The 11,532-nt window shown below is 42.3% G+C and carries 13 protein-coding genes; 9 read left to right on the top strand and 4 right to left on the bottom strand.

The features are described 5' to 3' along the window. Nucleotides 1–128 precede the first annotated feature (128 nt). The 4 genes from IGJ74_RS02510 to IGJ74_RS02525 form a co-directional block, all read right to left on the bottom strand. Nucleotides 129–314: a DUF6440 family protein gene (locus tag IGJ74_RS02510; RefSeq protein ID WP_015508919.1), complete on the bottom strand. Its 186-nt coding sequence runs from the start codon at nt 312–314 to the stop codon at nt 129–131. A 496-nt stretch (nt 315–810) separates the two neighbouring features. After that, nucleotides 811–1,212, bottom strand: a complete 402-nt coding sequence (locus tag IGJ74_RS02515) for a VOC family protein (RefSeq protein ID WP_087664863.1) — start codon at nt 1,210–1,212, stop codon at nt 811–813. A 963-nt stretch (nt 1,213–2,175) separates the two neighbouring features. Then, nucleotides 2,176–2,598 (bottom strand): ImmA/IrrE family metallo-endopeptidase, encoded by a 423-nt coding sequence (locus tag IGJ74_RS02520; RefSeq protein ID WP_087664864.1) that lies wholly within the window; start codon nt 2,596–2,598, stop codon nt 2,176–2,178. Between the two features lie 8 nt (nt 2,599–2,606). Next, on the bottom strand, nt 2,607–2,954 hold the full coding sequence (locus tag IGJ74_RS02525; protein ID WP_087664865.1) for a helix-turn-helix domain-containing protein: 348 nt from the start codon (nt 2,952–2,954) through the stop codon (nt 2,607–2,609). Nucleotides 2,955–3,485: 531 nt separating this feature from the next. Here IGJ74_RS02525 and IGJ74_RS02530 point away from each other — a divergent pair. From IGJ74_RS02530 to IGJ74_RS02570, 9 genes are all read left to right on the top strand, one after another. After that, a complete protein-coding gene (locus IGJ74_RS02530; RefSeq protein WP_087664866.1) occupies nt 3,486–3,671 on the top strand; it encodes a hypothetical protein in 186 nt (61 codons plus the stop codon). A 213-nt stretch (nt 3,672–3,884) separates the two neighbouring features. After that, nucleotides 3,885–4,388, top strand: a complete 504-nt coding sequence (locus IGJ74_RS02535) for an ArpU family transcriptional regulator (protein ID WP_087664867.1) — start codon at nt 3,885–3,887, stop codon at nt 4,386–4,388. A gap of 357 nt (nt 4,389–4,745) precedes the next feature. Continuing rightward, the gene (locus IGJ74_RS02540) at nt 4,746–5,171 is read left to right on the top strand and encodes a phage tail terminator family protein (protein ID WP_087664902.1); all 426 of its coding nucleotides are present in this window, start codon (nt 4,746–4,748) and stop codon (nt 5,169–5,171) included. Further along, nucleotides 5,164–5,376, top strand: coding sequence for a hypothetical protein (locus tag IGJ74_RS02545; RefSeq protein ID WP_087664868.1), 213 nt, complete (start codon nt 5,164–5,166; stop codon nt 5,374–5,376). The genes IGJ74_RS02540 and IGJ74_RS02545 overlap by 8 nt, the downstream gene beginning before the upstream one ends. After that, nucleotides 5,377–6,681 (top strand): phage tail sheath family protein, encoded by a 1,305-nt coding sequence (locus IGJ74_RS02550; protein ID WP_087664869.1) that lies wholly within the window; start codon nt 5,377–5,379, stop codon nt 6,679–6,681. 16 nt (nt 6,682–6,697) lie between these two features. Next, entirely contained in the window at nt 6,698–7,165 is a 468-nt protein-coding gene (locus tag IGJ74_RS02555) for a phage tail tube protein (protein WP_087664870.1), read from the top strand. Between the two features lie 19 nt (nt 7,166–7,184). Further along, nucleotides 7,185–7,580, top strand: a complete 396-nt coding sequence (locus IGJ74_RS02560; RefSeq protein ID WP_087664871.1) for a phage tail assembly chaperone — start codon at nt 7,185–7,187, stop codon at nt 7,578–7,580. Then, nucleotides 7,580–7,756, top strand: coding sequence for a hypothetical protein (locus tag IGJ74_RS02565; RefSeq protein ID WP_016620772.1), 177 nt, complete (start codon nt 7,580–7,582; stop codon nt 7,754–7,756). The genes IGJ74_RS02560 and IGJ74_RS02565 overlap by 1 nt, the downstream gene beginning before the upstream one ends. A 4-nt stretch (nt 7,757–7,760) precedes the next feature. Beyond that, the gene (locus IGJ74_RS02570) at nt 7,761–11,528 is read left to right on the top strand and encodes a hypothetical protein (protein ID WP_087664872.1); all 3,768 of its coding nucleotides are present in this window, start codon (nt 7,761–7,763) and stop codon (nt 11,526–11,528) included. Nucleotides 11,529–11,532: the final 4 nt, after the last annotated feature.

The following is an 11,532-nucleotide window of genomic DNA, read 5'->3' on the forward strand; positions in this document are numbered from 1 at the left end:
CAAAACCACACCATGTCTATTTTCCTTACCTTATCTGGAACTCAAACAAATGAATTGGCTTGATCGTTGTACTAACAGAAGAAAATACCAACTAGGAGATAAAAAAGATCAACAAAAGTTGATCTCACTTACTCTTTATAATGAATACTTCCATCTGGCTCTAATCTTGGTGTAAGTGCAACACTTTTTCCACTAGCACCTGTAACTATCGTTTGAATATACTGCACTTGTGTCTCAGGGTCGGTAATAATAAAGATTTCATTGGTGCTTTTTTTATAGACTTTTTCAACTGTAAACTCTGTATTGGTGGTCATACAATCACTCCTTTTAAATTCAGTATCAACAAAGGTATCAAACTCAAAAACTTTTTTAAGTAAAAAAGGCAACTCAAGAGTTCCCTTTTTCCGATATATTCTGTTTATTTTTCCTGTCTATGCCATAAGTAGCGAAAGCAGGGAGAAAGAGGACTGCCAAGAATATACCTACCCATTTGAATACTTTAGGAACTTTACTCACTAAAAAACGCCTCCTTGATAACAATGATCATAGACTGAAATAGTTATTAGACGTGTTCAAAAAATAAAGAAAAGACCATTTTTGCAAGAAAGGAACCAGCGGCAAAAGCAAGCGCAATCAGCAAAATTTTCCAGAGACTTAACCGAGTACTATTCTTTTTCATCTAATCACCTCTAGAAAAAGAATACCACGATAAATAAATAATATCAAAAGTAAATGGTACTAAATAAACAAACATCCAATTTATTTAAATAAAAAAATGCGTTAAACGAGTAGTACGTAAAAGGTAGTATGCTAATGCGAGGTCATGACCATCCATGTGATACCATATTTATCTTCAACCATACCATAGAGCGAGGCCCAGAACACTGGTGCAAGAGGGTCAATCACTTTTCCGTCTATCGAGAGGCTATTGAAAATAGTAGTAACATCATCAGCGGATTCTTTCACAAGACAAAAGGAGAAAAAATCATTTGCTGGTCTATTTAGTCTGCCGTCTGTCATCATGATTCTCTGACCGTCGATGATGATTTCTGAGTCCATAACGAAATCATCAGGCATTTCAGGATCTAAACCTGAATTTACCGGAGCTTCACTCGCATAAACGATGGACTTAATTTGAGCGTCTAACGCCTCTTGATAAAATTTTATTGCATTTTCACAATTTCCTTGAAAACTTATAGCTGGGATAAGCATACAAAAATTCTCCTTTTTATTGATAATATCACAAAGAAGTTACTCGCTTCTTTCAGTTTTTTCGTAGGAATCGGAAAATTTTGAATTGGTTATCCAACAAAGGAGCAGAATACGTCGCGACAACTAAATGACAAAATAATGTCTTGGAAAAACCTCAGTCGGTTTTTCTACGTTATATTTGATGGTCATTGTATTGCCCACACCATATCTCATTGGGATAGGAATACTATTTTCTGAGATATAATATTTTCATCATGAAGTAGCTAAAAGTTGCAAGTTTTGAATTGCGAAAATCCATCAGATCGGGAAGAAAAGTAGTGAATGCGACAATATTTCATAAGCCTTCCTTTTTTCAATTTTATTCCTAACCAATCACGCTCTTATTTTAATCTTTTTATATGAACTATAATAAAATGTAAGGGTGTGTGCTAGGATAAGTTGTTCTCATGAATCCGATTTTATAGGTTCATTTAAACGATTGTTCTAGCAATAAAACAATCAGCAAACCAAAGAATTGCTTCATGAGATAAAAAGATTGCCGGTCGTGTTTTATTAGAACGAGAGGTTAGGTAATGTTGAACAGGGAAAATAGTATGCTACTACTTCTAACACTATGCAAGAAAGCGATGAATCCTTGTTTCTCAGAATGTTCTCCTACTAGACGTACCCTACTAGAAAAAGATTTTTCCCGCAAACGCGACCATCCCAAAAGGGCAAGAAAAAAATAAAGTGTATCCACTACGTTTGATCGAAAAATCGAGCGTAGTGGGTGCACTTTATTTTGATTTTCTTGCAGCGGAGACGAAAGGCTCTCGCTGCAGTTCAAAAAGCTCCGGCTATTTTTTGCAGTAGTCAAAATCATTAGATAGATAAAATTTGTTTTGTTATTTATGATAAATAACGTTATAGATGCTTAAAAAAAATAGGGGGAAGCTGTTTTGATCATCGATCTCGTCGGGTGTTTTACGAAAAAGTATGCTTGCCTTTTAAATCAAAATAGTAGGAAGCCGATTCCTTCACGATCGGTTCAAACCTTAAATCTAAATCGTGGTTTTCTAAAAAATTGATGGCGCTGAAACTATCAAAGTTAAAGTCCGTTTCATGCAAATAGATCTCGACCATCTGTTCAATCATAAATTCTTCGGCTTCTCGTTCCATTTTTGAATGCAAAGAGAATGCTAAGTTGTATAGTTCATAATTATTTTTGTGCTTTGCTGCATGGCCCAGTTCATGCAACAAAGCCTTGGTTCTTTCGCGCTCGTTCAGACGAGCATGTAACACGATGGTATTGATTGCTGCGATGTAATGACCATGAGCATCAAGCTCTGGGACTTCGAGGACCGTTACACCTAATTTTTCTAAAATCTGTTCAATCTTATGGTACACAGAACCACCTACTTCTTACTACTCTTTTCGATATATGCTTCAATAATGCCGGATAAAACTTCTCTATCATGTTCAGAAAGCGGCTTGCCATCGCTGCTCATGACAGAGGCCAGAGCTTCATCAACTGTCAGAGGTCGGGGAGTTGTAGACTCTGTGTTAGGGGTGTTCGTTCTGCCAAGAAGATAATCGACGGAGACATCAAAATAGTCTGCTACTTTTTCAAGGTCGCGGGCTTTCGGTTCGCTGTTTTTCCATTTGTAAAAAAGATTTTCACTAAAACCAAGCAATAAGGCAATTTCTTTTACGTTTTTATTCCTTTGACTAGCTAATTTTTTAATCCTTTCAAATAGTGTCATCGCAAAGTTTCTCCTATTCCTATAATATAAAAATATCTTTTCGGGTACTTTTGTTTGACTTTAGTATCCGTTTGTATTAATATTTGTTTGTCAGCTGACCTGTTCAAAACAAGTATGAGCGCCACTATTGAAGAATTCTGATAGAAGTAACGGTCAAGCAAAGAAGCTGAAGGGATTATTTCCCACGCCATCATAGTATACGAACGAATACTTTTAGTCAATAGATTTACCTGGTTTTACATCTTTTTCTTTGAGTATGTGTGCTTGCTAGCTATGGTTGGTGTTTTTGACCAGTCATTTGGTAGGGTTCCTGAAATGCCTTTGGACGAATCAGCAAAGTATCCATTTAGAAATGGAGGTCGAGGGATTAACGTGGATGATAAAAAACTGAAAGCCAGTGAACGAATAAGGTGTACCAGATGGAATGAAGGGCAATTGATTTGGAGTATAGATCAGTATGGTCGCTCAATTGTGCGCAATTGTCCCCGCCACTATCTGAGTGGGGCGGTAAATAAAGAAAGGAGTCGGAAAATGGACATTATCAATCTTTTTTGGGAAAACGTGGAGTGGCATCTCGATAATAAGGAACTATGGCTAAGTGAGCATTATCAAACAGCGAGACAGGAGCGTGCCAGCATCACATTAGCAGAGGTCGGAGAAATTGCCGCTGCCTTAGCCATCGATGATTACGCCATTTTATTTGAAGAAATTGAATGATAGGTCTAGATCATCCTCCGCATGTTAATAAGGTCAAAAAATGGAGATGAAGTGGCCATACAACAATTACGAAGGACAAAAACCTATTTTTCATTAGCAGGATGCTTTCAAAACGAGCCAGCAAGAAGTAATTTCAGCGGATCGTGAATAGGGCTAGCAGAGAGTGGTCAGGTTTTAATAGAAAAAAGCAAAGAATAAGGAGGAATCTCAGTTATGTCATTATTTGATATTAGTAAATACGAAATACCGTCCAATGAAGAAGTCGATATGGTTTTGACCAAAAGAAACTTTGAAATTTTTATTGGTGCGTATAAAAGTTCACGGGAGAAAATCGGTCAACCCCGTGTGCCAAAAGTCACCCAATCTTATAGCTTGCTTCCCCCCTCAACAGCGAAAGGGCATTCTGGAGAGGCGGAGCGACTATTGATCCAAAAAGAAGAGGATCTCGCAGAATTTGAAGCCCTCCATCAATTGTTTTCGAAAGGTTTTTCTGTGGTCGCCCATCCCTTTAAGGCAGAAGTCACGGAAAGAAGACGACAGATTTTTGTCCTGCGCTATCTTCAAGGCTTGACGGTCAACGAGATAATGGAACGAGCAGCAGTCAGTAAAGATATCGTCACGGATGAATCCAAAGAAGCCATGCTGCAATTTAGTATGGAGCTACAGCTTGTCGTCAAAAAGTCGGAATCAACTCCACCTATTGCCTGCCACAGTTAGAAGAGACGTCTAAAAAGTTGCGGGGCAGACTCTGCGAGAAAAGAAATATGATAGTAGTGTCAAAAAGATTAAGAGAAACACCTTCCTGGGGGGGCGTTTCGCAACGGCGCATAAAATAGCGTTACTTAATCGGACAAAGAAAAAGTCTAGCATGCTAGGCTTTTTCTTTTGACAAAATCGACCGGGATGTCATGAAACGAACAGATTGCTCGCATTAGCAGCGATACATGGAGAAAAGGAGGCGAAGATGAAGCGAAGAAAAAGGCAATTCGACCGCTGGCGAACAACTACTCGCTGATGGTTTTCGGCGAGCCAAAGCGGTTATCAAGCAAAAAAAAAGAAAGGATTTGGTCACCCATGATTGAGATCACCTCAGCCATTGTCAATGAGTTAAAGCGAATCATGCCAGATGCGACGATCTATCGCGAATATCCGGAACAGGGAATTAATGGGCCAGCGTTTTTTATTTACGAAGAGAAATCTGAAAGCCAAAAAGAGTTGATGGCTTATGAAAGCCGCCGACACGATTATTGCGTCATGTGGTTTCCAGACAGAAAAAGCACGATTTCTGGGATTCAGGAACAGTGTGAGCAAATGCGCAGTCAACTGTTGGATAAGTTCCAGCGTTTAACAGATTTAGCCCTCGGCTTGTTCAACAAAGAAACTAAAATCGAGGAGGGTGCCTTGCACTTTACTTTTGCTTTACGCTACCGCGTCTTACCAGTGGATGAAACGCCGAAGCTAACAACATTTGAACAGCAAGGAGGAGTAAAAAATGGTTAGAAAAACAACGAAGAAGACTGGGTCTGAATCCACAGATCCAGTACCACAAGTGGAAAAAAAGTTTCTCAAGAGTGACCTTATGAAAGCGAAAGCTTTTACAAAAATCGAAGCAGATTTTTTAGGCGCTTTTTTAGCAGAGGAAAGCTATACCCTTGAAGAAGCAAAAAAAGAATTGAGCAAATTACGAAAGGAACAGGTGAAGTAAATGGCAGGAGGAACATGGACAACACAAAACAAAGTAAGACCCGGTGCATATATCAATGTCCGCTCAAATGGAGGGATCGGCGCGGCTGAATCGATTTCAGGCGTGACAGCATTGCCTCTCGTACTAGATTTTGGTCCAGAAGAGGAAGTAGTGACCATCACTGCTGCTTCTGACTTAACAGCTTTTGGCTATGATTTGAATGATCCGCAGTTATTATTGCTGCGCGAAGCGTTGAAGCAAGCGGCGACCGTACTCGTTTATCGCGTCAGCTCAGGCGGGAAAGCCGCTGCAACAGAGGGCGATCTTTCTATTACGGCACGTTACGGCGGTACCCGAGGGAATGCCATTAGTGTCGTCTCAAAAGATAATGTCAACGTCACAGGTGCTTACGATGTAGAAACGTATTTGGCGGGGCGTCTCGTTGATCGTCAAACCGCAAAAACGATTGAAGAACTAACAGCAAATCGGGTAGTAGATTTTTCAGGTTCGGGGGAATTAACGGCCTTTTCAGTTGTTTTAGAAAATGGCTCAAATACTGCAGCAACGGTGAATCATTACATGACCTTCTTCAGTAAAATCCAATTGTTTGATTTTAATACCTTAGCATTGCCGGTTCAAGATGCGGTCATCAAAACGGCTGGGGTCTCTTTTATCAACCGCATGCGTAATGAGGAAGGTAAAAAATGTCAGTTGGTCGTAGCAGGTCATGCAGCCAACAATGAAGCAGTGATCAACGTTAAAAATGGGGTCATTCTATCAGACGGTACCCGTATCTCAGCAGAACAAGCGACTGCTTGGGTAGCAGGAGCATCCGCCGCCGCTGGTGTTGCAACTTCCTTGACCTATAAAAAGTATGACGGCGCAGTTGATGTGACACAACGATTGTTAAATACGGAAATCATTGAGGCTTTGGAAAAGGGCGAGTTCGTCTTTACGGAACAGCGTGGCGAAGTCGTGATCGAGCAAGATATCAATAGCTTGACTTCATTTACAGCAGAAAAAAGCAAAGAGTTTTCCAAAAATCGGGTGTTACGCTGCTTGGACGATATTGCCAACAACTCGAAAAAAGCCTTTGAAGACAATTTTATTGGTCAAATCAATAACGATCAAGATGGACGTGAGCTTTTCAAAGCGGATCGAATCAATTACTTCAATGCATTGCAAGGGGCTGGCGCAATCACCGGTTTTTCTGCCGATGATCTTGAAATCAGTGCAGGTATCGAGAAAGATTCGATCGTTTTAAACGTGCAAGTCCAACCAGTGGATGCAATGGAAAAACTTTACATGACTGTAGAGGTCTTATAAGAAAGGGGTATAGTCAATGAGTGGATTTTTAAAAGCAGGCGATATTATTTCAGGACGTGAGGGGACCGCCTTCATGACCATCGACGGACGCAATGTCCCAATGTTTTGGTTGAAAAACATCGAGGCGATGGTGGAATTGATCAAAACAGAGGTGCCAGTCTTAGGCAAACGGATGAACCAACAAAAAGTTGCTGGAGCCAACGGGACAGGATCAATGGTGATCCATAAAGTAACCAGTGAGTTTGCAAAAATCGGGATCGATTATTTAAAATCAGGAACCATTCCAGAAATCACCATCAAAGTCACCAATGATGACCCAAATAGCACCATTGGTCGTCAATCAACCTTGATTAGCGGGGTCATCTTTGATTCAGTGCCAATCGCAAAACTAGATATCGAATCTGAAACGTTGGACGAGGACGTGTCTTTCACCTTCTCAGATGCCGATTTACTAGATCAATTCAATCAGCCGACACTTGGATAATTTGGGAGGAATGCAAGCAATGGATATTAAAAGTTTTATGATGGAAGTAGTTGGGGATACAAAAGAAGTCATCCTCGAGCGCTTCTCGGCACCCTTTGTCATCGAAGCCATTTCAGAAACGGAAAATGATCGTTTGAAAAAAGTTCATACGAACAAGCGACGCAGCAAATCTGGCAACACGGTCAAGGAACTGGATACGGATAAATATGGGGATGCATTGTTGGCACGGTGTGTGAAAACCCCTGATCTTCACGATGCGCAGCTGCAAGCCTATTACAAAACAGAAGGTTCAGCGACGGATACGCTCAAAGCAATGCTATTAGCTGGAGAATATGCCAATTTGACCAAAGAAGTGTTGGAACTAAATGGCTTTAACGAATCTGAAGCCGAGCTAAGAGATGACGTAAAGGAATAATGGCTTCCGGTGAATCCGGTGAGATGTGGTACGCCTATCATGCGTACCACACCGCTGGATTAACACCGGAAGCTTTTGCGTCTTTACCGAAACGTGAACGAGCGATGATCATGGCATTTACCGATCTACGGATCGAAGCAGAAGAAAAAGCAATGAAAAAATCAAGAAGAAGGTGAAAAAATGGCAACACTCGAAGCAAACCTCAAGCTTCGAGATCAGTTTACCGACGTTCTCACAAAGATTGATGCGAGCTTGAACAAGGCAACACAGTCGATGCATTCTTTCAAGCAGCAGGTGACGGAATTAGAGCAGGTACTGCAATCCGCCTCAGCAGCAATCACGCAAATGAATGCCGCGCTGCAATCCAGTATCGATCAAGTCTGGAACATTATCCAGCCAATAACCGATCGGTTGATGGCGCTATTTGGGAACTTCGGGGATCAGATTTCGTCGCTTGTAGCTATCAAAGACTTCACCTCAAAGCTGATGGAGGGGTTGAATGAGATCACCCAAGTGTTTGATAAGATAGGAAAAGCCGTCCAATCGGATCTCTTTGAGGCGTTGATGTCAGGCTTTGACCACTTTGACCAGCTGCCAGCCCAATTAAGTGAATTGGTTAAAAGCAGTCTGGAAAATCTCAAACAGGCGATGACAGGGACTGATTTGTTTCAAACGATTTTCGGAAAAATAAAAACCGCAGTTGCCCAAGGAGTAGAAGGTGTTACCAGTAAGTTCAAGAAATTCACTGAGGTGTTCAATGGGAAAACGATCACCAAACAGCTAGAAAGCGGCAAGAAGCTGTTCTTTGATTTTTTTGAAGCCATCAAACGTGGCACAGGAGAAGGCGGACAGAAACTGTCAGAAGCGATGGGGAAAATCTCTGGGGTCGTTAAGAAAGCCAAACCGCAACTGGTTCTATTGACACAGGCTTTTCAAAAGATCAAAGAGCCGATTAGTGATGTCATCACAACGATCAAAGAGCAGTTTGCTAAATTACCAGAGCTCTTTGATCGCTTGAAGGGCTTTTTGGGTTTTGGCGAAAAAGTGGGTGGGGCATCCTCTGCAGCTGACAATAGTTTTTTGACAGAAGCATTTGTTGAACCAATCAATACCTTCTTCGATACCATCAACGGCTTTGCCAAGAAAGCAGCGAACCTTGCTTTGGTTTATGGGGTTATTCTCTTGATCAAGGAAGCTGCTCAGGCATTGAAGGAAGTCAGTGAGAAAGTCCCCGATGATTTAGGGGACTTGGCAAAGAAATTTGGCATCATGGCATTGGCACTAGCAGCCATGGGTGGCATCGTCGCTGCAGCAGGCTATTTGGCAGACAAGAATCCCGAAAAAGCACTTGCTGGCTTGTTGGTCGTAGCGGGATTGTCTGTCAATCTAATGATCGCAGCCGAAGCCATGAAGCACGTGGATGAAAAAGTGCCAAGCGATTTTGGTCGTTTCGCTGCCAAACTTGGAATGATGGCACTGGCATTGGTTGGTATGGGCGGACTGGTGGCTGCCGCTGGGCTGCTGGCTAGCTTAAATCCCGCCGCAGCGATTGCAGGCTTGATCGTCATTGCCGCAATTAGCCTCGAGCTGATGTTAGCGGCTGAAGCCATGAAGCAGGTCGATGAAAAAGTTCCCGATAATATCGGCAGCTTCTCAAGCAAGTTGGCGAATATCGGTATTGCGATCGGCGGCTTTACAGGACTTGCGGCTACCATCGGAGCAGTGATGGCAACGGGGATCGGGGGTGCGTTGATCATCGCAGGGATGATTGCGATCGCGGGGGTTGCGGCAGAATTGATGCTCATGGCAGAAGCCATTTTGCAAGTGGACGAAAAGGTCCCCGATGATTTTGGATCAGTTGAAGAAAAGATCAATAACTTGCTGGCCGTCATTCAATTTTTTACTGATTCAGATCTAGGCTCAATCGGAGATGCGTTAAAAAATGTGATCAGCGGAATCAATACAGCGGTCGTTGCTGAGATAGTCAATCAGTTAGTTTCAGTTGCAGAAAATCTAAAAAGAATTGAAGAAATAGAACTATCAGAAAGTATCGGCGAGAAAATGCAAGAAATCCTAAGTGTTGTCGAGACGATCAATGGACAGAAAGGCTTTTTCCAAGCGATCGGCGATACATTCAAGAGTGGGTTTGACAAGTCGATGTTTGAAAATGTTTCGGAGTCAGTGGATACGTTAACTCAAATAGCCAGCGATCTTTCTGCATTGAGTCAGATAGATTTACCTATCGAGGCGATCACAGAAAAAGTAGAAAACCTATTAAAGGTCTGCGATCTTATCGTGGGTGAGGGAGAAACAGGTTTTTGGTCTTCATTAAAAGCCAAGTTTACGAGTGGGTTTGATTCCTCCACCTTTGGTAATGTCTCAGAGTCGGTTGAACAGTTGGGCCAAATAGCCAGCGACTTATCCATGATAAGTCAGATACCGTTACCGATCGATTCGATCACACAAAAAGTAGAGGATTTATTGAAGGTCTGTAATTTGATCGTCGGGGAAGGGGAAACCGGTTTTTGGTCCTCACTAAAAAATAAGTTTACGAGCGGTTTTGATACTTCGACGTTCCAAAATGTCTCAGAATCAATGGATCAACTTCTCCAAATCGCTTTCCATTTAGCAATTTTGGCGGCAGTCCCCCTAAACACAGAGGCGATCACAAAAACCGTCGAAGATCTGCTGGAAATCTGTGAGATGATTATCGGATCAGAAAAGGAAGGCAAGGGCTTTTGGTCTTCCTTACGAGATAAGTTTACCAGCGGATTCGATACATCAACCTATAGTAATGTGCTTGATTCCGTGAATTATCTTCTTAACATAGCAAGGAAATTGTCTTCGCTGGCAGAACTTTCGTTTGATAAAGAACAAATTGAAACGAGAGTAAGTGATATGCTGAAAATCATCAATCTGCTAGGAGATGGAGAAGATAGCTTTTGGGCGAAGTTAACGAAAACCTTTGGCACACAATTTGATGCCACTGCGCTGAATAATGTTTCAGATTCCGTTCATCATTTGATTCGAATCGCGAATGCGCTACTGTTACTTTCGCTTATTCCTTTAGAAACAGAAGCTGCCATTCAGACAATCGAAGATCTTGGGAAAGTCATTGAAGCGTTGAACGAATTTCCTGATTTGATCGGTTTAGAAGGCATCGAGTCGATGGTCAGTACCTTCAATACACTGACTGAAGCACTCCAACTGTTTATCTCAACGACAGAAATCAGCCTTGATGGATTAGCAGGCGTGGCGGCTGCCTTTGAAACCAACATGGCCACTATGCAAACAAGTACAGAAACAACCATGACAGCGATCCAAGAAGCGGCGACGATCGGCATGGAGCTATTCGTCATTAGCATTGAGAGTGGGATGACACAAGCTGCAGCTGCGGTGGAAACGGGCAAATCAGCCATTATTCAAGCCTTTACTGGCTTACAAGCAGAGCTTCATGCAGCGGGACAACACGCAATGAGTGGCTTAGCCATGGGCATTCAAGCAGGAGCAGGAACAGCGATTGCTGCTGCGCAATCAGTGGCAGCTAGAGTAGCGACGGTTGTTCGCCAAGCACTAGATATACGTTCACCCTCTCGAGTCATGATGGAAATTGGCGGGTTTGTTTCCGCTGGATTGGCAAATGGAATCCAAGCCGCACAGCAGCTAGTAGAAAACGCCAGCGAGGCACTAGCGCTCGCCACTATTCCCGATCAAGCAGCGATCATTACTGAAAATGGCGTGATTGCCAGCAGCGTGCAGGTCGATGACAAGGACATTTCCCGCATCAAAGCCTCAACGAATCAAGCAGTGATCGTGCAGCACAAACAAGTCGTCCCGCAAGTGACAGTCAATGTAGAAAACAACGCCGCAGATACACTCAACGTGGAAGACCTTGTGGAACGAGTAGAAGAAGTGATCCTAGAGGCAATGGCAGCCGATTTAAGTTAGGAGG

The sequence above is a fragment of the Enterococcus sp. AZ009 genome (genome assembly GCF_050548785.1).
GTDB lineage: Bacteria > Bacillota > Bacilli > Lactobacillales > Enterococcaceae > Enterococcus_D > Enterococcus_D entomosocium.

Coding starts and splice junctions, on each gene's coding strand:
- IGJ74_RS02565 (WP_016620772.1), top strand. CDS start 7,580: ATGGCTTCCGGTGAATCCGGTGAGATGTGGTACGCCTATCATGCGTAC.
- IGJ74_RS02545 (WP_087664868.1), top strand. CDS start 5,164: ATGGTTAGAAAAACAACGAAGAAGACTGGGTCTGAATCCACAGATCCA.
- IGJ74_RS02550 (WP_087664869.1), top strand. CDS start 5,377: ATGGCAGGAGGAACATGGACAACACAAAACAAAGTAAGACCCGGTGCA.
- IGJ74_RS02510 (WP_015508919.1), bottom strand. CDS start 314: ATGACCACCAATACAGAGTTTACAGTTGAAAAAGTCTATAAAAAAAGC.
- IGJ74_RS02540 (WP_087664902.1), top strand. CDS start 4,746: ATGATTGAGATCACCTCAGCCATTGTCAATGAGTTAAAGCGAATCATG.
- IGJ74_RS02525 (WP_087664865.1), bottom strand. CDS start 2,954: ATGACACTATTTGAAAGGATTAAAAAATTAGCTAGTCAAAGGAATAAA.
- IGJ74_RS02555 (WP_087664870.1), top strand. CDS start 6,698: ATGAGTGGATTTTTAAAAGCAGGCGATATTATTTCAGGACGTGAGGGG.
- IGJ74_RS02535 (WP_087664867.1), top strand. CDS start 3,885: ATGTCATTATTTGATATTAGTAAATACGAAATACCGTCCAATGAAGAA.
- IGJ74_RS02560 (WP_087664871.1), top strand. CDS start 7,185: ATGGATATTAAAAGTTTTATGATGGAAGTAGTTGGGGATACAAAAGAA.
- IGJ74_RS02515 (WP_087664863.1), bottom strand. CDS start 1,212: ATGCTTATCCCAGCTATAAGTTTTCAAGGAAATTGTGAAAATGCAATA.
- IGJ74_RS02570 (WP_087664872.1), top strand. CDS start 7,761: ATGGCAACACTCGAAGCAAACCTCAAGCTTCGAGATCAGTTTACCGAC.
- IGJ74_RS02530 (WP_087664866.1), top strand. CDS start 3,486: ATGGACATTATCAATCTTTTTTGGGAAAACGTGGAGTGGCATCTCGAT.